The sequence below is a fragment of the Zobellia barbeyronii genome, assembly GCF_018603515.1.
Classification (GTDB): domain Bacteria; phylum Bacteroidota; class Bacteroidia; order Flavobacteriales; family Flavobacteriaceae; genus Zobellia; species Zobellia barbeyronii.
In genome coordinates this window covers 906,284-927,759 of sequence record NZ_JACATN010000003.1, presented here as the reverse complement: position 1 = coordinate 927,759, position 21,476 = coordinate 906,284, and the positions used below count along the sequence as shown (strand labels likewise).

10 protein-coding genes and 1 rRNA gene are annotated in these 21,476 nt (G+C 37.3%); 5 read left to right on the top strand and 6 right to left on the bottom strand.

The features are described from left to right. Positions 1-81: ribosomal RNA gene (rrf, locus tag HW347_RS20840) — 5S ribosomal RNA — on the top strand; the annotation flags it as partial. A 596-nt stretch (positions 82-677) separates the two neighbouring features. On the opposite strand, the gene HW347_RS12450 is transcribed toward rrf, so the two are convergent. The 3 genes from HW347_RS12450 to HW347_RS12440 all read right to left on the bottom strand — a co-directional run bounded on the left by HW347_RS12450 (position 678) and on the right by HW347_RS12440 (position 9,136). After that, on the bottom strand, positions 678-2,186 hold the full coding sequence (locus tag HW347_RS12450) for a RagB/SusD family nutrient uptake outer membrane protein (protein WP_214612127.1): 1,509 nt from the start codon (positions 2,184-2,186) through the stop codon (positions 678-680). Between the two features lie 21 nt (positions 2,187-2,207). Then, positions 2,208-5,378 (bottom strand): SusC/RagA family TonB-linked outer membrane protein, encoded by a 3,171-nt coding sequence (locus HW347_RS12445; protein WP_214612126.1) that lies wholly within the window; start codon positions 5,376-5,378, stop codon positions 2,208-2,210. A gap of 557 nt (positions 5,379-5,935) precedes the next feature. After that, positions 5,936-9,136: a PVC-type heme-binding CxxCH protein gene (locus HW347_RS12440; protein WP_214612125.1), complete on the bottom strand. Its 3,201-nt coding sequence runs from the start codon at positions 9,134-9,136 to the stop codon at positions 5,936-5,938. A gap of 303 nt (positions 9,137-9,439) precedes the next feature. Here HW347_RS12440 and HW347_RS12435 point away from each other — a divergent pair, with 303 nt between their 5' ends. The 4 genes from HW347_RS12435 to HW347_RS12420 all read left to right on the top strand — a co-directional run bounded on the left by HW347_RS12435 (position 9,440) and on the right by HW347_RS12420 (position 14,236). Beyond that, the gene (locus tag HW347_RS12435) at positions 9,440-10,321 is read left to right on the top strand and encodes an AraC family transcriptional regulator (RefSeq protein WP_214612124.1); all 882 of its coding nucleotides are present in this window, start codon (positions 9,440-9,442) and stop codon (positions 10,319-10,321) included. 206 nt (positions 10,322-10,527) lie between these two features. Continuing rightward, positions 10,528-11,373: a sugar phosphate isomerase/epimerase family protein gene (locus tag HW347_RS12430; protein WP_214612123.1), complete on the top strand. Its 846-nt coding sequence runs from the start codon at positions 10,528-10,530 to the stop codon at positions 11,371-11,373. A 21-nt stretch (positions 11,374-11,394) separates the two neighbouring features. Then, positions 11,395-12,516: a ThuA domain-containing protein gene (locus HW347_RS12425; RefSeq protein ID WP_214612122.1), complete on the top strand. Its 1,122-nt coding sequence runs from the start codon at positions 11,395-11,397 to the stop codon at positions 12,514-12,516. Positions 12,517-12,799: 283 nt separating this feature from the next. Then, positions 12,800-14,236 (top strand): sulfatase family protein, encoded by a 1,437-nt coding sequence (locus HW347_RS12420; protein WP_214612121.1) that lies wholly within the window; start codon positions 12,800-12,802, stop codon positions 14,234-14,236. Positions 14,237-14,299: 63 nt separating this feature from the next. Here the strand turns inward: HW347_RS12420 and HW347_RS12415 are convergent, their stop codons facing one another. From HW347_RS12415 to gltB, 3 genes are all read right to left on the bottom strand, one after another. Then, the gene (locus HW347_RS12415; RefSeq protein WP_225901915.1) at positions 14,300-15,154 is read right to left on the bottom strand and encodes a DMT family transporter; all 855 of its coding nucleotides are present in this window, start codon (positions 15,152-15,154) and stop codon (positions 14,300-14,302) included. 106 nt (positions 15,155-15,260) lie between these two features. Then, on the bottom strand, positions 15,261-16,727 hold the full coding sequence (locus HW347_RS12410) for a glutamate synthase subunit beta (protein WP_214612120.1): 1,467 nt from the start codon (positions 16,725-16,727) through the stop codon (positions 15,261-15,263). A gap of 9 nt (positions 16,728-16,736) precedes the next feature. After that, positions 16,737-21,245, bottom strand: a complete 4,509-nt coding sequence (gene gltB / locus HW347_RS12405; RefSeq protein WP_214612119.1) for a glutamate synthase large subunit — start codon at positions 21,243-21,245, stop codon at positions 16,737-16,739. Between the last annotated feature and the right edge of the window lie 231 nt (positions 21,246-21,476).

The window sequence follows — 21,476 nt, the reverse complement described above, 5'->3', positions numbered from 1 at the left end:
CTTTCCATTCCGAACAGGGAAGTTAAGCCCGCTAGCGCCGATGGTACTGCCAACAGGTGGGAGAGTAGGAAGCCGCCTTACTTCGAGGTCCCGATCAGTTTATTCTGATCGGGACCTTTTTTTTTGCCCGAAATCCACTATTACCACTATTACCACTACCACTACCACTACCACTACCACTACCACTACCACTACCACTACTACTACTACTACTACTACGAAAACCTCTTGACCATTCCCGGTTAAAGATATTTGTTAAGCACCCGAAAGGTTCGTACAAGTGATATCCATCTTCGGTTACACCGGATAATTACCGGCTATATACATGAAAAATTATACTACCACTATGTGGGTCTACTATACAGGGGATGGAATACTATATACAAATGTTATTTTACGTTCATGTATTACTTGATTAACATGATATCTATGTTTTATAAGATGTATAGGGTTTTTATTGTCTTATTACATAGTACTAGAAACCTCGGGGATAAGAAGAATTCTGTTGCGCTTGTTTAGCGAGTGGTCTGAGGAGTGAATCTGTGTATTAAAAGAATCAAAATTTTGAACCACTGACACTAGTATATAGAAAAAGATAACCCCTTGGCTACGCCAAAGGGTTATAATCACTATCAACTAAATATTAAACTACAAAAGTATTATAAACTGTGGTTGTTTTAGTAACCGGTGTTTTGTGTTAGATTAGGATTATTTTGCATTTCTGATGTTGGAATAGGGAATAAAAGTTCTCTTTCTGTCAATGCCTTGTTTGGTAGGTAAGAGAAATTGTGTCCTACAAAATCTTCTAGTTGATTCGTTTCAGGATTATATGCTTTTCTCCAACGTGCCATATCATACCAGGTCTTATTTTCAAAACTTAACTCGTGAATACGCTCTATACGAACGGCTTGTCTGAAATCATCTTGAGAAAGTCCAGCTAAATCAGGAACTTCAGCGCGTTGTCTTATTTCATTGATGGCATTATACGCATCTGCAGACGCTGTTCCTTCAGCTTCGTTTACTGCTTCAGCATACATTAATAAAACATCCGCGTAGCGATAAATACACCAATTTAAATCTGATTGTGCACTGTCTTCATTAGCTTGTATATCAAAGTGCTTGAATATATAAGGAGCTCCTAGATTGACACTGTCGGTTCTATCTGCCTCCAATGAATAACTTGTGAAATAGAATTGCTTTTCTTCGGCTCTTTTATCATCTGCTTCATATGAACTTGCAAACTCATTAGTAGAGAATATACCACCCGTTTGTGCTGAGTATGCAGAGATTCCTAAGTTATAAGGTAAAATTGCAGGTTGCCAGTTTCCAGATTGGATATTACCTGCAAATTGCGTCATGAAAATGTACTCACCACTATTCTTGGTTGCAGGGTCATGCAACGCATCGTATGAATCAAAAATCGTGAACTGGGCTGAGTCAATTACTTCTTTTGCTTTGTTAGCGGCAAGTTGGAAGTTTTCGGTTTTTTGAAGTGGGTAACCTGCTGATGTCAAATAGACATCGGCCAATAGAGTTTTTATTGCTCCCATGGAAACTCTACCTGATTCATCTCGCCATGCTAGGCTAGAATTTTCAGCTTCTGTTAAATCCGCAATAATTAAATCATAAACGGCTTCTGGTGTGGCTTGTTCTGGGTAAAGTGACTCCGATCCCAAATCAATAGATTCCGTTATAATTGGAATGTTTCCGAACATGCGCACCAAACCAAAATAGTAGTAAGCTCTAAAGAATTTAGCTTCTGCTAGGTAATTCTGTTTTACGGTCTCGTCCATATTTATCTCTGGAATTTTCTCAATGGCCAAATTAGCCCGTGATATGCCAGTGTAATATTCGTTCCAATAACTACTACCATATCCGTTGTCTGAATTATTGATCAAATCTTTAACCAAGTAAATGTTAGTAGCCTGTCCTAGTGAAGTATTTGCTAATCCAGTTGCAAATTCAAGCATAAGCCACGTTCCGCCACCAAAACCACTATTTGTAATTGGAACTAAAGGTTCGTAGATACCGTTTACTGCACTTTCAGCATGTTCTGCTTTTGTAAAATAGGTGTCGGTAGTAAAGTTAGATTCGTCTTCTTCATCTAAAAAGTCACTACATGAAGATGTAAGCGATACAGTGGTCAGGACCACTATAGTTCTTATAAAATTTTTATAGGTTTTCATTTTTTTATCTTTTTAATATTATTACAATCCAACATTAAGCCCTATCATGAATGTACGTGGTCTTGGGTAATCGTATAAAGAAAAACCTTGATCGAACGTACTGCCACCATTTGAACTTTCCGGGTCATAACCAGGGTATTTTGTGGAAACAAAAAAGTTCTGTACAGAGGTGTATAGTCTTAAGCGTTTTAAATGTAAACGTTCAGTCAGTTCAGGTTCAAAAACATAAGAAAGCATTAAGTTTCTTCCTCTGATAAAAGAAGCATCTTTTAATTTTCCAGAATCGTTATTTGTATCATAACCGGCAGCTATGGGTCTTATCTGAGCGATATCTGTATCTTGGTTGTCTGGTGTCCAGGCATTCAGAACTGTTGAGAAACTGTTGGCAATAGTTTGGCGATCTTCCGCAGAGTGTTCATCACGGTACATAATACTGTTCCCGTATTGAAACTGAAGGTCTACTAATAGTTCTAGGTTGCCATATCTGAATGTATTTGAAAATGTTCCAAAACCATCAGGAATACCTTTTCCTAGGATAGCTCTGTCATCACTGTTAATAGCGCCATCATCATTTAGGTCTCTGTATTTAATGTCACCAGGAAGTCTATCGTAAATAGCAGCTTGTGCAGCCTCGTCTGTATTCCACGTACCTTCATCAATATAACCAAAGAAAGTACCTACTGGTTCTCCTTCACGAATAAGTGTTGAGCCTAAGAAAATATCCGAGCCTCCTGTTAATGATACTACTTCGTTCTTATTGATGGAAATATTAAAATTAGAATCCCATCCAAAAACTTCATTATCTATATTGGTCGTATTCAAAGTAATTTCTATACCCTTATTTTCCATGCTTCCTACATTTCTAAAAACATTTGAGAAACCACTTGTAGAAGGTACAGGTGCATTAAGAAGCATATCTGTAGTTAACTTACGGTATACATCAAGTTCTACTGAAATACGGTTATTTAAAAGACCTAATTCCAGACCGGCATCTACTTGATTTGTTTTTTCCCATTTCAAATCAGAATTAGCCATACGTTGCGGAATGCTATAGGACGCACGATCACCAGCAAATATAACTGTTCCACTTTCTAAACCGGCTAAAGCTCTATATGCAGGAATTTCAGAATTACCCGTAGATCCATAACTTGCTCGCAGCTTTAAATTAGAAATGATTTCACTTTGTGATAAGAAATCTTCATTAGAAACTCTCCAAGCCAATGCTGCTGATGGGAAAAAGGCAAATTGATTTTCAGGACCAAATTTTGAAGAACCATCTGCTCTTCCTGTTAAGGTTACTAAGTATTTGTTTTGATGGTTGTAATTTACACGACCAAAATAAGAGTTAAGCCCATATGCAATTTTACTAGATGTTGGTGTTTGTGGGTTAGATCCAGCGCCAAGGTTGTTGAAACCATAAAAGTCATCTGCAAATCCTCTAGTCTCAGCCTTTGCCTTGAATTCATCTATATGTTGCCAAGATAGCCCCACCATTGCCGTTAATGAATTCTCATTTTCAAAATCTTTGTTATACGTCAAATAATTTTCAAATTGCCATGAATTGTAACGACCGTTTTCTACATAAGCAGCGCCATCAGGTCTAGCAATATATCGTAAATCACGACCACCGTAGTAATCATTCCTTTGATTTATGACATTGGCGCCGACCGTAGTTCGTAGCTGTAAATTTTTATGCAAAGAAATATTACTATAAAAGTTACCAATAAGGGATTGTGTCTTAAGAAAATATCTTCTATCGTTCGCAACTGCAACAGGGCTTCCGCCACCTTCCATACCAGGGTAGTCAATATTAGATCCCCAGGTTCCATCTTCATAGGTCACAGGGATTATAGGAAGTGCTTCATATACCTGACGCATTGTGGTAATACCACCACCACCAAGTTGGTCTACTTGTTTTTCATTTTGGTCATTATAACCTAAACTACCACCAACTCTTAACCAATCGGTGATGTCAGAATCCATAGTAAACCTTGCAGAATATCGCTTTAGCCATGATTCTACAATTAGTCCTTGTTCATCACGGAAACCCATAAAAAGACCATAGTTGCCTTTCTGAGTACCTCCTGTAAAAGATAGTTGATGATTTTGCGTATAGGAAGTTCTTATGGCTTCATCCTGCCAATCTGTATCATATAGAGGATTGCCTTCCGAGTCAAAAAGTCTAGGGTCTGTTCTTTTTAGAGTAGGGTCTGTGTATCTGCCTCCTGCCCATCCGTCTGGGTCAAATTTTTCTGCATTGGCATATGCAGTCTCTTCTACTTGAAGAAATTCTTCTGAGTTTAGTAAATTAAGTTTTTTGGGTAGTGTTCCTATACTAAAATCTACATCGTAATTAAGACGGCCACCTCCATTAGTAGTACCTCTTTTGGTACTTACCAGGATAACACCGTTTGCACCTCTTGCACCATAAATTGCTGTTGCAGAAGCATCTTTTAAAACTTCAATAGATTCAATATCATTTGGGTTCATGTAATCAATGGGTGTACTGCCGTTTGGTAAGCTAGCAGCACTAAGAATAACACCATCAATCACATAAAGTGGCGTGTTAGCGATACTTACTGAAGTATTACCACGTATTCTTACCACAGTTCTTCCTCCAGGTCTTCCTGATCCAGAAGTTATATTAACCCCGGAAACTTTACCTGCAATAGCTTGATTCATTGAGGCGGCAGGCCGTTCGGCCAATTCTTCTGCTTTTACAGAACCTACTGCTCCGGTTAAATCGCTTTTCTTTTGAGAGCCGTAACCAATAAGAACTACCTCGTCTAAAGCTGAAGCATTTTCCTCAAGGCTTACTGTAATATTGTCCTGACCACTTACGGAAATTTCTTTTGGTGAATAGCCAATATAGGAGATAACAAGTACGGCATCTTGGCTACTTACTTCAATAGAAAAATTACCGTCAAAATCTGTTGTCACACCATTTGTTGTGCCTTTTTCAATAATGCTGGCACCAGGTAGCGGTTGATTATCTTGGTCATTTATGGTACCTGTAATCACATTGTCTTGTGTCTTCGGTAGAGTATACCGAACTGCGTCGTTTCTGTTCGTATAACTATCGATACTATCGACAGATATACTTGCTCCAAAAGCTGATTGGAGACATACAATTTGAATACCTAATAAGATACAAACGTGTTTGATCTTAAAAGATGATAACATTGGAGTCATAGTTTAATTGTTTAAGTTGTTGAATCAGTTAGGGGGTTATGTTGGTAAATATATACTGATGAAGTAAGCCAGTACACCTGTAATTTTGCAATTAGTGGTATTATCTTGTCATATTTTGATTATTTAATGTTTTATGACATTCATTTTTTTGAATACTTTACTTTTTGAATTTCATAAATGAATTTTTTTAAGAGGAAGTAAAGAGATATTTGATGGTGTGCAATTTTGATATAAATTCACTGAAATCTATATCCTATAAGAATACAGTGCTAGCATAGTAAAATTGTACTATTCTGGCTTATGTAATAAGTTGAAGTTATTACAAAATAAAAGGTAATTTTTCATTTTTTAATGGTGCTATAAAGAAGAAAATATTAAAGGATGAAGTATATTTTTGTAATTTATAAGAAAGATAAAATAGTAGGAATTTTAGTAAAATTGAAAAAAGCGCTATTCTGAAGAATTGCTAAAAATTAATTGCGCTGTTATGGCAAATAAAAAAGGGACCTTCATATGAATGTCCCTTTTTTAAAAATGGTAGAATGGTATTTGTTTAATTATTTCATAGGATGTTCCAGAAGTAATTCTTCTGGAGAATAGAAACCTTCTTTATCTTTTATTTTCTCACGAACTTCTTTTACTTTTTCAGGAGAAATAGCAGACGCTTTGTTTCCAAAAGTGTTCCTAACATAAGTTAAGACAGCAGCAGTTTCTTCCTCATTTAATAATTTACCAAATGGAGTCATAGGTACTTGACCAGGATATTTTTTTCCTTTTACTTCAATAGGTCCCATAATTCCATTCGTGGTTAATTTTATTAACCTTTCTTCACTACCGGTTACCCATTTAGAACCTGCTAAAGGTGGAAATCCAGAAGCAGTAAGTCCTTGCCCGTCCGGTTGATGACATGTAGCACAATAGCCGTCACGTTCGTAAATTTCTTGTCCCGCCATTAAAAGTTCTAAATCTTTTCCTTTTAGGTCAGTCTCAATGACATCTTTTGGTTTTTCACCAGCTCTATGGCCATTTAAATGAGCGAGAGCTGCTTCGTAAGGACGTTCCATCCATTTGTCAAGTCCTTTTTTTCCGGCTTCAGTAATAATAGGAATACCAAGGTCCTTTCCTAATCTAGATGCAGCTACTAATGCTTCAAGACGTACTCTAGGGCTGTCATCTTTTGCAGCTTGCATTAACAAGTCTGCTTGATTATCAATTTGGTGACCATTATATCTTAGAACTTCAACTGCCGCAGTACGAGCCCTGAAATCTTTAGCCTGTAATAATTGTACTAATAAATCTTTGTCTATTTTGTTTAATCCCCAAGTAACCCAAAGGCCTTCCAATAGATTATGCTCATAATTCTCATCGTTTTTATCTAGGTTGGCAACCCATGGTTTTAACTTAGCTAAAACTTCATCTGCGTCACGTGCACGTAATTCTCTTTTTGTACGGTAACGAGTTCTGTACTCAGGAAGTTTTAAGTTTTCTAATAGTTCATCAATAGTAGCACCGGCAACTTTTGCAGGTTTAACCAACGGCCTAGAAGGATAAGTAACTCTATATATTCTTCCATGAACATGATCTCTTAATGGGTCACGTGCATTGTGCTGCATATGACCAATCAAAACATTGCTCCAATCTAAAAAGTAGAGTGAACCATCAGGTGCAAATTCCATATCTACCGGTCTGAAGTTTTTATCATCAGAGAAAATAAGGTCTTGTCTGTGCTCACTAAGGTAACCCGCAGTTTTTGGGTCATCTACCATTTTATGTTGTTTTGTTCCTCTAAATCCTATGGTGTTATTGATAAGCATATCACCTTGAACATTGTCAGGGAAATGACTGCTAGAAACAAATTCCAACCCTGAAGTAGGACGTACTAAGTGGTCTTTTTCAATTAAATTTTCTGGTATTGGAGAGCTAACGCCATAACGCGGAATAATTGTACCTGGCATCATCCAAGTGGCAGCAGGTCCGGAAGTATGCTCAAAGAAAGGCTGTCCCCATTCATCAAAAGCAATACCCCATGGATTTGGAATAGCAAGTTGTGCCGTACGTTCTAGGTGATGTCTTTGTGGGCTATATCTGTAAAATCCACCGTTACTACCCCTAACACTACCATAAGCTGTTTCTACATTGGAATGGAGAAAAGTACCTTCGCCCATATAGATTGCACCTGATGGGTCTGTGGTAAAAGCACTAATGGCATGATGGGTGTCATGGTCATCAAATCCGCTTAAAACAACTTCTTTTTTATCGGCCTTGCCATCTCCATCTGTGTCTTTTAACAGTATTAAGTTTGTTCCTTGAGACATGTATACGCCTTCTGGAGCAAATTCAAAACCAATAGTAAGGTGTAAACCATCTGCAAAAACAGTTTGCTTATCAGCTTTATTATCACCGTCCGTATCTTCAAAAATTAAAAGCTTATCATTAGGTTTGCTGTCACCAGCTTTGTAATGCGGATAACTTGGCATTACCGCTACCCATAATCTTCCTTCATTGTCAAAAGACATTTGAACAGGGTTGGCTAAATCAGGGAATTGCTCTTCTGAAGCAAAAAGTTCTACTTTGTAGCCTGGTGCCGTTTTAATTTGTGCAAGGGCTTCTTCACCATATAAGTATTCAGGATTTCCATTTTTTACACTTTCTTTATAATTGGTTTCTACTGGCGGAAGTTTTTTTGTTTTGGCATCTGCAGCGACCAAGTCCATTTCTTTGCCATGAATTGCCTCCCAGATAGCAGTATCTCGGATAGCGGTCATTTCACGAATTTTAGCAATTTCAAAAGGATAGTTATCTGGTCCAAAAGGGTCATAACGTCTTCCGTAAACATGAACACTGTTAGGTATCTTAAAATCATTTAGCCAAAACCAGTTTTTCTCAGTAACGGCATCATGTACCAATTGGCGGTTGGTTTCGTCAGCTTGCTTACTTCCAAAAATATCATCGGCCAATAACTTTCCGAATTTTTTGTAACCTGAATCCGTTAGCTGAAATCCATCTTGCGTAAGATCTTCAGCTTCGGTTTCGTACCATTTTTTAGAAGCATCAAAAGCATCTACAAAAAGAACACCTTCTTCATTAGCTACTTCTTTCATAGCCTCAGTATAGAGGGCTAAGTTTTTGTTCTCTTTAGTACCGTCAGGTAAATCCATCTTGTCAGAAAGATTTTCAAAAGCAATTGGAGAAACAATTGCTAATTGGGGTGGCGCAACACCATTATATTTGGTACTTATAGTATGCTTAATGAATGCACGAAGTTCTTCCCGGTAATTTTCAAGACCTTCTTGACCTTCAAAAGATTCGATATAACCAAAAAACGCAACGATAACATCTGGTTTTAAGCTTGTGATCCATTCATCTGGAGTAGGAAAGTGACCTACACTACCAGACTGATGTCCTTTGTCATCTTCAATAAAATGTATTCTACTTCCTGAATCGTGCTCAAATTTATCAGCGCCGGGAAAAGCCCACGGTGACTTTCTTGCAGCATGAGGTCTAAACGCCGGAGTATTTCCACCATCTGCCATATTTCTTATAAATAAGGAATCATTAGGAAATCTTAGTTGCATCTCTGTTTCAAAGTGCCCAAATTCCATCATCCTAGAACCTAGATTGTTTCCTACTAAAACAATCCGAGAGTTTTTTCCTATGGTTAAGGTTTTGTTTTCTTTTTCGCTACATGCTATAAAGCAAAATGCGACGGCACAAGTAAGGATGAGCTTTCCTAGGCCGATTTTATTAATGATTTTCATAATATGTAGAATAATTTGTTTTGAGCAAAGAGTTAATTCTGGTTCAGTTTAAGGTATTATTTTAATTGAATTGCCCGAAATTAAGAAGTTTAAGTTATTATTGTACTTTTTACACTTGTTAATATCGGAATTTGTATTTAAAATAGTTGAACTATTTTCAAAAAATTATCAATTAAATTAGAATGTTAGTGTGAGTGTAGACAAAACTATGATAGATTTTGAATTAATTTATCCTGTATCTTATTAAAAGTCGGTACTTTTTTATCTTATATTGATGTTTAAATGAATTTCTAAAGAAAATTTATGAGTGCTCCTAGTATTGAAAAGACATTGACGCCAAAGGAAACTTTTATTTATAAAGACTTAAAAGGCCCTTTTTTTAACCCCAATTGGCATTTTCATCCCGAATTTCAGATATCATATATCATGGAGGGTGAGGGGACGCGTTTTATTGGTGATCATGTACACAATTTTAAGAAGGGAGATTTGGTCATGACAGGCCCTAATTTACCTCACTTATGGAGAAATGACAATGCCTATTTTGAGAAGGACAGTAAATTAACCACACGAGGTTTGGTGATTTATTTTGATCACGTACTCTTAAGTGAACCTCTTCTTGAGATGGAAGAGTTTTACAAAATCAATAGACTTGTAGGGCACTCTCTTAGGGGTATAGAATTTCATGGAGAAACTAGGGACCTTATAATTAAATTTCTTTTAGAGTTAGATAAGCAAAAAGGCTTCAAACGAATTTTGAAACTTCTTGAGATATTGGATACATTGGCTAATAGTACCGAGTATACCATGTTGGCCAGTCCTAATTATATGAATGCATTTAAGGGTGGAGATGCCGAAAAGATGCGTAAGGTATATGACTATGTAATGACGAATTTTAAGACAAATATATCTTTGGATGAAGCTGCCGGCTTGCTAAATATGACTACAACATCTTTCTGTAGATACTTCAAACCCCGAGCGAATAAAACATTTACTCGCTTTGTTAATGAGATACGTATTGGGCATGCGAGGAAATTACTTTTGGAGGATAACTTTAATATTTCTCAGATAAGTTATGAATGCGGATATAATGCATTGTCTAATTTCAACAGGCAATTTAAATCTATTACAGAAATGTGTCCGTTAGAGTATAGAAAGTTGTTTTTGAATATTCGAAAACCAGTTTAAAAGAAGGGAATTGAGCAGTAAATGTCTTTTAAAAAGAAAAAAAAGTACCAGTCTTTAAGAAGATATAGGAATTTTGAAGTTTCATTTAATGCTAGATTTGTTCACTGCGCAAAATTTAAAAGTCGAAAAATGAAATATTCTAGAACACCAGATATAAATTTTCGCTCAGTAAATATTACACCAAATTATTAACTAACCATTATATAATGAAAATAGGAATGAATATGTTGCTTTGGACGAATCACGTCACCGAGCAGCACTTTGGTATTGTAGATGATTTAAAAAAAACCGGATATGACGGTATAGAACTCTTCTTTGGGGAGGGTAGTGAAAAGTATTATTCAGAATTAGGAAACCATTTTTCTGGTATGGATATGGGTGTTACCGGGGTGGCATCATTATCTGCTGAAGAAAATATTGCAAGTCCTGACAAAAAAGTTAGGGAAGCAGGTTTGGAGCGATTGAAATGGTCAATTGATATGGGTGCGGCAGCCAATGCCGAAGTCTTGTGTGGACCTTTTCATTCTACATTCGCTCTCTTTACAAGAAAACCTCCCACTCTGGAGGAAAAAAAATGGAGTAATGAGATGTTATATAAAGCTGCTGAATATGCCAAAGGAGCCAATATTGTTCTTACTCCGGAAGCGGTAAATAGATTTGAGTGTTATCTATATAATACAATGGCAGATTTAGGTGATATGGTTAAAGAAGTAAATCATCCAAATTTAGGTGCTATGTTTGATACGCATCATGCAAACATTGAAGAAAAAAGTCAATCTGGTGCTATTAAAACTATAGCTCCTTATTTAAAGCATGTTCACATAAGTGAAAACGATAGGGGAACACCTGGTAGAGGGCAAATAAACTGGCCAGATGTTTTTTCCGCTTTAAATGAAATTAAATACAAGGGGTGGGTTACTATAGAAGCTTTCAGTACTACTATACCAGAGTTTGCAAATGCTATTAATGTATGGCGCAACTACTCTCCCGTAGAAGAAGTATATACAGAAGGATTTAAGCTCATATCCGAAGGAATAGGAATTACCAAATAAGCATCTCTAAACTAGAACAGAATGAAAAATGTATTACCAATTGTAATTTGCCTAATTTTATTTTCGTGTAAAGAGCAGAAGAACACAATTACTAAAGAACCTGAAATGGCTCAAGAGGTAGATTCTCCCAAAAAATGGCTAACCTATGAAGGTGCTGATGAAAATGCAAAACACATTGTATTGATTTCAGGTGATGAGGAGTACCGTTCAGAAGAAGCCTTACCGCAACTAGCAAAGATTCTATCTAAACATCATGGTTTTAAATGTACGGTTCTTTTTGCTCAAGAAGAAGATAAGCCTGGAATTGTGAATGCTAATTACAATAAAAATATACCAGGTTTAGAAGCATTGACTTCAGCAGATATGATGGTAGTTTTTACTCGGTTTCGTGCACTTCCAGATAATCAAATGAAATATATAGATGATTATCTAAAATCGGGTAAACCGGTGATGGGATTAAGAACGGCAACTCATGGTTTTAATTTTCCAGAAGATTCTGATTCGCAATATGCACATTACAGTTTTAATTACAAAGGAGATAAGACTGAGTGGGATGGTGGTTTTGGACGTTTAGTACTTGGTGAAACTTGGATCAATCACCATGGTCATCACAAACACCAGAGTACTAAAGGTATGGTTGCTATTGGCGCCAATACTACAGGTATTACTAATGGGATTTCTGATGGTGATGTCTGGGGAGCTAGTGATGTATATGGAGTTACACTTCCACTTCCTGGTGATTCGCAGCCTATAATTTTAGGGCAGGTGATGAATAGAAAGGGAGAATACGATGAAAGTGATGTATTCTACGGAATGAGACCTACGGATGATGAAATAGCAACAACCAATAAGGACGGTAAAAGTCTTGGTGATGAATTAATGCCGGTTACTTGGATAAAGAGCTACCAACTACCAGGTGGTGAAAAAGGAAAAGCATTTGCCTCTACTGTAGGTGCTGCTAATGATCTATTAATAGAAGGTACCAGAAGATTACTGGTCAATGGTATATTCTGGGGACTTGACTTACAAATTCCAGAAAAGGCAGACGTTACTATAGTAGGTGACTATAATCCTACCAAATTTGAATTTAGAAAAGCTGAGTATTGGCCGGCAAAACAGGTAAGTATTGAGAGTTTTGAGTAAATAGTAAATTTTCTATAACTCAATTATAAAAGATAGTTAGAGCACAAAAGATAACCACACCAAAGAGTGGATTATCTTTTGTGCACTTTCTTGTCGTAAAAAAGCATAGGCACGTTTCATTTGTGTCTTTACGGTATTGATAAATATGCCGTAATCTTCTCAGTTCCGAATAATCAAGTTAGGTAAGCCATTATCCTTGTTGTCAATCCAATAATCTGAACAATTGTTTGAAGCTTATTTTTTTTAGGTGATCAAACTATATTATTAATCCCAGAATAAAATCATGAAATTAATTATAAGTGGATTTTTCATAGCAAGTATGTTTCTTGGTTGTTCTGAAAAGCCTAAAAAATCAGAAGTAGTCACTGTAGGTCAAGAAAGGCCTAATATCATTTTGCTAATGGCAGATGATCAAGGTTGGGGAGATACTGGCTATAACGGACACCCACACCTAAGAACCCCTAATTTGGATGAAATGGCGAGTAATGGAGCTGTTTTTGAGCGCTTCTATGCGGCATCTGCTGTTTGTTCTCCTACACGTGGCAGTGTAATGACGGGAAGACATCCGTTGCGTTATGGAATTTGCCATGCCAATTGTGGTCATATAAAATCTCAGGAAATTACTTTAGGTGAGATGGTTGAAAGTGTTGGGTATACAACGGGTCATTTTGGAAAATGGCACTTGGGTACGTTAACGCGAGATACTATTGAAGCAAATAGAGGAGGGAGGCCAAAATTTGATGCCGATTATGCGCCGCCTTGGGACCATGGTTTTGATTCTAGTTTTGTTACGGAGTCAAAAGTACCTACTTGGAATCCTATGGTTACACCGCCAAAATCAGCTGGTGATGTGAGCGGTAGTTTAAAAGAAGGTCAACCTTTTAATACTTCATATTGGACAGGACCAAAGCAAATAGTAACAGATAATTTAGAAGGAGATGACTCCAGAGTAATTATGGATAGGGCTATTCCATTTATCGAGGAGGCGGTTAAAAGTGAAAAACCGTTTTTGACTGTCATTTGGTTTCATACGCCTCATTTACCAGTTTTGGCAGGAGAAGAAGACCGAAGCCTTTATGCTAATCTTTCCGAAGATGAGCAACATTACTATGGAGTTATTTCAGCTATGGATAAGCAAGTAGGCCGCCTTAGAGATAAGTTAAAAGCATTGGGTGTTGCCGAAAATACGGTGCTTTTCTATACAAGTGATAATGGACCGGAAGGTGGGTCTGCCACAGGTAGAACCCAAGGGGTAACAAACGGATTGAAGGGTAGAAAAAGAAGTTTGTATGAAGGAGGTATTAGGGTTCCTGGAATTATGGAGTGGCAAGGTAAAGTGCAGCCTGGAACCATAGTAGAGGCTCCTTGCTTTACTTCTGATTATTTTCCCACGATAGCGAATATCTTAGGAGTTGATTTGGAGAAAAATGACCGTCCATATGACGGTATAGATATAATACCTATTGTTCAAGGTGATGTAAAGCAAAGGAATAAACCTTTAGCTTTTGACTTTCAGAAGCAAGCAGCTCTCATGAATAATGAGTATAAAATATATAGCGCTGATAAGGGTCAAAATTTTGAGCTTTATAATATCATAAATGATCCTAAAGAACAAAATAACCTTGTAGGGGATGAGCCAGAAATACTGAGTTCAATGGTCACCACATGGAATGAGTGGAAAACCTCTCAAGAGAATAGTGCACAAGAAAATGATTATTAATAAAAATCTTGCTAGACCCTTTTAGAGCGTACTTATATTTTGAATGATTACCGGTATGCGTATTTAAAGCGTATATCTTTTGTCACGGGCTTTGTAAGCAACATTCATTACAAGGCCTGCGATAATTAAAAGAATACCCACTAAGCTCCAAATGGTATATACTTCGCCCAGCCACATAAATCCAATGAGCCCAGTAAATAGCACTTCAAGATATTTAAAAGGAGCTACAAGGTTGTTGGAAGCTATCTGAAAGGCTTTGGTCATGTATAACTGTCCTATGAATCCAAAGATTCCTAAAGTTAGAAAGAACACCCAATCTATACCTACTGGGTTTTCCCAATAAGGTATAGCCAAAACACCTCCAAAAATAGTTGCTGTAAACATAAAGTAATTGACAATTACTATGGGGTGATCACCTTTTCCTATTTTGCTAATGATGATATATACCAGTCCACTAAGAACTGCAGCGCCAAACACCAATAACAGTCCTGTAGTATCAAGGTTGGAATCGAGTCCTTTTAAGGTTAGGACCCCTATAAAGGAAATGATAAAGAATAGCCATTGCACAGGCTTTATTTTTTCCTTCAATAGAAAAATGGCAAAAATTGCGGAAAAAATAGGAGCCAAATAACGTAATGAAACTGCTGTACCTGCAGAGAGATATTTCAATGACATAAAGAATAAAGTCATTGAGCTGGTACCTACAATTGCACGGAGTATCAATAGTTTTTTGTTATTTCCCAAAACGGGAACCTTCAATTGTTTTAGAATAGCCATCGTAAGAATGAAGGAGCCAAAACCTCTGAAAAATACAATTTGATAAACACTATAATGTTGAAGCTGCTTTACAGAAACATTCATTAGAGTGAATGCCAAAGCACTAATTATCATGTAAAAAAGAACTTTTCTAATGTTCATAATAGGAAACCTTTGCGGCTTTTTGCTACTGGGATGTAGCGGATAAAAAAATCCAACCCAATATAATTGGGTTGGATAAATTATAGTCTATAAAACTAACCCTAGGTTATACCCTTGGTAAATCTCCTTCGCCTTTTAATGGTAAAGCAGATTCTCCCATAAGATACTTATCTACGTGATAAGCAGCTTGACGACCTTCTGAAATAGCCCAAACAATTAATGATTGGCCACGTCTTTGGTCACCGGCAGCAAATATGCCTGGTACGTTAGTCATGTAATTTTCTTCAGTAGCTTTAATATTAGTTCTATCATCTGCTTCAATGCCTAATTGATCTGCAATGGTCATTTCAGAACCGGTGAAACCTAATGCTAGAAGCGCTAGTTCACATTTCCATTCTTTCTCTGTTCCTGGAACTTCTTTTAATTGTGGGCGTTGTCCCGGGGTTTTAATCCATTCTACTTGAGATGTAATCAAACCTGTTAAGTTACCGTCTTTATCCCCTAAGAACTTTTTGGTAGATATGCTGAAAAAACGTTCAGCACCTTCCTTGTGAGAAGTACTCGTTTTTAAACGCATAGGCCAAAATGGCCAAGGCTGCCCTTCTGGTCTTTCAGTAGTAGACATTGGCATAATCTCAAAGTTTGAAACGGAAGTTGCTCCATGTCTAATAGAGGTTCCTATACAGTCAGATCCAGTATCACCACCACCAATTACAACAACGTCTTTACCTGTAGCTAAAATTTCATTTTCGAAACTTTTAACTCCATCTACTCTTCGGTTGTTTTGTGGTAAGAAATCCATAGCCTGTACAACACCTTTTAGGTCTGCACCTTCTATAGGTAGTTTTCTGCGAATGGTAGCTCCACCAGATAGTACTACAGCATCAAAATCATTCTGAAGTTCTTCTCCGGTAATATCTTTACCAACGTTTACACCACATTTAAACTCTATGCCTTCTTCTTCTAAAACCTTAAGTCTACGGTCTATGACATTTTTTTCCATTTTGAAATCAGGAATACCATAGCGTAATAATCCGCCTGGTTTTTCGTCTCTTTCAAAAACAGTAACCGTATGTCCCGCACGGTTCAATTGTTGAGCAGCAGCAAGACCGGCAGGGCCAGAACCTACTACAGCTACTTTTTTATCAGTTCTGTTTTCTGGTGGTTCAGCAACTATCCATCCTTTGCTAAAGGCTGTTTCTACAATATTCTTCTCAATATTCTCAATAGTTACCGGGTCTTCATTAATTCCCAATACACAAGCCTCTTCACAAGGTGCCGGACAAAGTCTACCGGTAAATTCCGGGAAGTTGTTCGTTGAGTGTAAAATTTTGGCAGCCTTTTCCCATTTTCCGCGGTATACCGCATCGTTAAAGTCTGGAATCAAGTTACCTAATGGACAACCACTATGGCAAAAAGGAATACCACAGTCCATACATCTTGCACCTTGATCCTTAAGTTCTGGCTCGTTCATTGGAACGGTGAACTCATGATAACTTTTTACGCGTTCTTCAACAGGCGCGTATGATTCTACTTTTCTATCGAATTCCAAAAATCCTGTAATCTTTCCCATTTCTCGACTTTAAATAGTTTCTAATTTTTCTCTTTCCATACGTAGTAATGCCTGTTTGTATTCTTCAGGTAAGACCTTGACAAATTTAGGTAGACAATCTTCCCATTTCTCTAAAATGCGCTGTGCTAGCGGACTCAAAGTAGAGTTATAGTGACTTTCTATTAAATCTTTCAATTCCTTAATATCATTATCTTCAGTAACCTCTAATAAATTCAGGTCAGTGTTATTACATTTCTTCTTGAAGGTACCATTCTGGTCATATACGAAGGCTATTCCACCACTCATACCTGCTCCAAAGTTTCTTCCTACCTCACCAAGAATAACGGCAACACCTCCGGTCATGTATTCACAACCATGATCACCAATGCCTTCTACTACTGCTTTGGCACCTGAGTTACGAACGCAGAAACGTTCACCTGCTCTACCATTTATGTAAGCGCGTCCTGCTGTTGCTCCGTAAAGAGTAACGTTACCGGTAATTACGTTGTCTTCCGGTACAATAGTACATTTTTCAGGAACCTTAATAACTAATTTAGCACCAGATAGTCCTTTACCAAGGTAATCGTTGGTGTTTCCATTAACGGTCATGGTTAAACCTCTAGTTGCAAAGGCACCAAAGCTTTGTCCTGCAGAACCAGTGAAATTCAATTTCAAAGTGTTTATAGGTAAGCCTTGTGCACCATATACTTTTGAAATCTCATTACTGATAATAGCTCCAACAGCTCTATCCGTATTTTTAATAGGAAATTCTAACGTTAGTTTTTCTTTTCTAAATAAAGATGGATTTGCTTTTGCGATAATGTCAAATTCTATTGACTTATCAATATCGTGTGTTTGTTTTTGTGTGTTATAGAACTTAGTTCCTGCTGGTACATCAACTTGATATAAAATCGGAGTTAAATCAATTCCTGCAGATTTGTAATGATCAATAGCTTTCTTACGGTCTAATTTCTGAACCTGACCAACCATTTCGTTGATAGTTCTGAAACCTAACTGCGCCATGATTTCACGTAATTCTTGAGCTACAAAATACATGTAGTTAACAACGTGTTCTGGCTTACCAGCAAATTTCTTACGTAGTTCTGGGTTTTGTGTGGCAATACCTACTGGGCAGGTATTTAAATGACAAACACGCATCATAATACAACCTGATGCAACAAGCGGAGCCGTTGCAAAGCCAAACTCTTCTGCACCTAGTAAACAGGCGATAGCAACATCACGACCAGTTTTAAGTTGACCGTCACATTCAAGAACAATTCTGTTTCTAAGGTCGTTCATGACCAAAGTCTGCTGTGCTTCCGCAATACCAAGTTCCCATGGTAGACCAGCATGTTTTAATGATGTTAATGGCGATGCTCCGGTACCTCCGTCAAATCCTGAAATAAGAACAACATCTGCTTTTGCTTTAGAAACCCCTGCAGCAACAGTACCTACACCAACCTCGGAAACCAGTTTCACGTTTATACGTGCTTCTCTGTTAGCCGATTTTAAATCGTATATCAACTGCGAAAGGTCTTCAATAGAGTAGATATCGTGATGCGGTGGAGGCGAAATCAATCCTACATAAGGAGTGGAATTTCTAGTTTTAGCAATAGATGGGTTCACCTTTGGACCAGGTAGTTGACCACCTTCGCCCGGTTTAGCACCCTGTGCCATTTTAATTTGTATCTCTTTTGCATTGGTCAAATAATCGGAAGTTACACCGAAACGACCTGAGGCAACTTGTTTTATAGCGCTGTTTCTCCAATCACCTGTGGCATTTTTGTAGAAACGTTCAGCATCTTCTCCACCTTCACCAGAATTACTTTTTCCGCCAATACGGTTCATAGCAATAGCCAAGTTTTCGTGAGCTTCTTTACTAATAGATCCGTAAGACATGGCTCCGGTCTTGAAACGTTTTACGATTTCCGTCCATGGTTCCACATCTTCCAAAGGAATAGGGTCATAGTTAGAGAATTCAAATAAACCACGAATAGTCATCAAGTTTTTAGACTGTTCGTTCACCATTGAAGCATACTCTTTATAAGTATCATTTTCGTTACCACGTACTGCTTTCTGTAATTTAGCTACAGTTAACGGGTTAAACATGTGCTTTTCTCCATCACGTCTCCATCGGTATTCTCCACCAATTTCAAGATCAAGGTTAGCAGCAATTTCTTTTGTACTGAATGCTTTTTTATGGCGCTTGGCTACTTCTTTTTCAATTTGATACAAACCTATACCTTGAATACGTGTAGGTGTGTTTGGTAGATATTTCTCTACTACTTTGGTGTTGATACCAATACATTCAAAAAGTTGAGAACCTCGGTATGAATTCAAAGTAGAAATACCAATTTTGTTCATCACCTTAAGAATACCTGTTCCAACAGCTTTGTTGTAATTCTTAATGGCTTCTTCAGCAGTGAAATCGGTAATATTGTTTTCTTCAATTTGCTCACCAATAATTTCGTTTACCAAGTACGGGTTAATAGCACTGGCGCCAAAACCGAACAATAGACAGAAGTGGTGTACTTCTCTAGGCTCAGCAGATTCTATTATGATACTTAGTTTATTACGTTTACCTAAGCGCTGAAGGCCACTGTTTACGTAAGAGCATGCTAAAAGCGCAGGTATTGGCGCCATAGTTTCGCTTACGCTTCTATCAGATAAGATAATAATATTAGCATCCTCATCAATAGCTTTAGAAGCTTGGTCTAAAACAGACTCTAGAGCATCTTCTATTCCGTTATGGCCTCTTTCTAATTCGTATAACATAGGAATAGAAACCACTTTGTAATCAGGACTAGCATCGTAATTTTTGATTTTATCCAAATCTTCTTTGGATATAACCGGATTCTGAATTTTCAGTTTACGACAATGTAATTCTGAGAATTCAAATATATTATGATCACTACCTAATGTAAGGCTGATATCTGTAATCAATTCTTCACGAATACCATCCAACGGTGGGTTGGTAACTTGTGCGAATAATTGTTGGAAATAATTGTAAATCAACTGCGGACGCTCAGAAAGCACTGCAATTGGTGTATCTGACCCCATAGAACCAATTGGCTCTTTGGCAGTTTTACCCATTGGAAGGATAATAGTATTAATATCCTCTAAGGTATAACCAAAAACAGATTTACGTTTTTCAAGCGAAGCTTCGCCTAAAAATAACGGACAATCATTATAAGGTATGTTCTTTAAGTGAACAAGGTTTTTATCTAACCATTTTTTATATGGATGACGACTAGCAATGTCTTCTTTAATTTCCTCATCGTTAATGATGCGGCCTTCTTCCATATTTACCAAGAACATTTTTCCTGGTTCAAGTCTTCCGTGAAACTCTACATTTTCAGGAGCGATGTCTAATACACCAGTTTCCGATGACATGATTACATAGTCATTTTTGGTAACCGTATATCTAGATGGGCGTAGACCATTACGGTCAAGTACTGCTCCAATATAGTTTCCATCGGTAAAAGGTACAGAAGCAGGACCATCCCAAGGTTCCATCATACATGAGTGATACTCGTAGAAAGCTCTTTTAGCTTCAGACATATCTGGGTTTTTTTCCCATGCTTCTGGTATCAATACCATCATTACTTCAGGTAAAGACCTTCCTGTCATCAATAAAAGTTCTACAACCATGTCCATAGTGGCAGAATCTGATTTTCCGGGAAGTATAATAGGTAAGATGTTTTTTATTTCATCTCCGAACCAATCACTTTTTAATAATTCTTCTCGTGAGCGCATTCTAGATACGTTACCACGAAGTGTGTTTATCTCACCGTTGTGACACATGTAACGGAAAGGTTGTGCCAAATCCCAAGTAGGGAAGGTGTTAGTAGAAAAACGTTGGTGAACCAATGATAAACGTGTTACCACACGAGGATCCATTAGGTCTTTATAGTATAGGCTGATGTCTTTAGGCATCAAAAGCCCTTTGAATATGATAATTTTTGTAGAAAGACTAGGAACATAAAAGAACTGGCTTTCCGAAAGTTTTGAATTTATTACAGAATGCTCCGTAACTTTTCTTGCGATGAACAATTTAAGGTTGAAGTTAAAGTAGTCCTGTTCAGGGTTTTCCTTCGCAATGAAAATCTGCTTAACAAAAGGCTCGGTTTCCATAGCAACACGGCCAGGAATAGATCTGTTTACCGGAACATCTCTCCATCCTAATAGTTTTAAGCCTTGCTTTTCTATGTTTTCTTCAAAAGTAGAAATACAGAAATCACGCTGATTATCTTTCTGAGGTAAGAATATGTTACCTACTGCGTACTCACCTGGTTCAGGAAGTTCAAAATCACAAACCGCTTTAAAGAAATCATGTGGTACATCTATAAGGATACCCGCACCATCACCAGTCTTTCCATCAGAACTTACCGCTCCACGGTGCTCTAATTTATCTAGTATCTCTAGTGCTTTATGGATGATATCATTAGACTTCTTTCCTTTAAGGCTACAGATAAAACCTGCGCCACAGTTGTCATGTTCAAATTCCGGTAGGTACAACCCTTGCTTCTTCAACGTCATAAATTGTGGTATTTATTCAAAAATAGCATTTCTGATGAATAATTAGCAGTTATTCTTTTCAAATCAAATAAAAATTCAACGTTTTGAATAAAACGTTGAAAAATATTCAGATATGGTTTTTATGCGAGCTAAATTTATCAGAATGGTAAAATTAGGACATTCAATAGACCTGTGAAAGGTTTTTTGAGGGGGTATTTGTTATATTTCTTCAATTTTGAAGTTAACCCCCTC

Coding starts and splice junctions, on each gene's coding strand:
- HW347_RS12430 (WP_214612123.1), top strand. CDS start 10,528: ATGAAAATAGGAATGAATATGTTGCTTTGGACGAATCACGTCACCGAG.
- HW347_RS12425 (WP_214612122.1), top strand. CDS start 11,395: ATGAAAAATGTATTACCAATTGTAATTTGCCTAATTTTATTTTCGTGT.
- HW347_RS12420 (WP_214612121.1), top strand. CDS start 12,800: ATGAAATTAATTATAAGTGGATTTTTCATAGCAAGTATGTTTCTTGGT.
- HW347_RS12445 (WP_214612126.1), bottom strand. CDS start 5,378: ATGACTCCAATGTTATCATCTTTTAAGATCAAACACGTTTGTATCTTA.
- HW347_RS12450 (WP_214612127.1), bottom strand. CDS start 2,186: ATGAAAACCTATAAAAATTTTATAAGAACTATAGTGGTCCTGACCACT.
- HW347_RS12415 (WP_225901915.1), bottom strand. CDS start 15,154: ATGAACATTAGAAAAGTTCTTTTTTACATGATAATTAGTGCTTTGGCA.
- HW347_RS12410 (WP_214612120.1), bottom strand. CDS start 16,727: ATGGGAAAGATTACAGGATTTTTGGAATTCGATAGAAAAGTAGAATCA.
- HW347_RS12435 (WP_214612124.1), top strand. CDS start 9,440: ATGAGTGCTCCTAGTATTGAAAAGACATTGACGCCAAAGGAAACTTTT.
- gltB (WP_214612119.1), bottom strand. CDS start 21,245: ATGACGTTGAAGAAGCAAGGGTTGTACCTACCGGAATTTGAACATGAC.
- HW347_RS12440 (WP_214612125.1), bottom strand. CDS start 9,136: ATGAAAATCATTAATAAAATCGGCCTAGGAAAGCTCATCCTTACTTGT.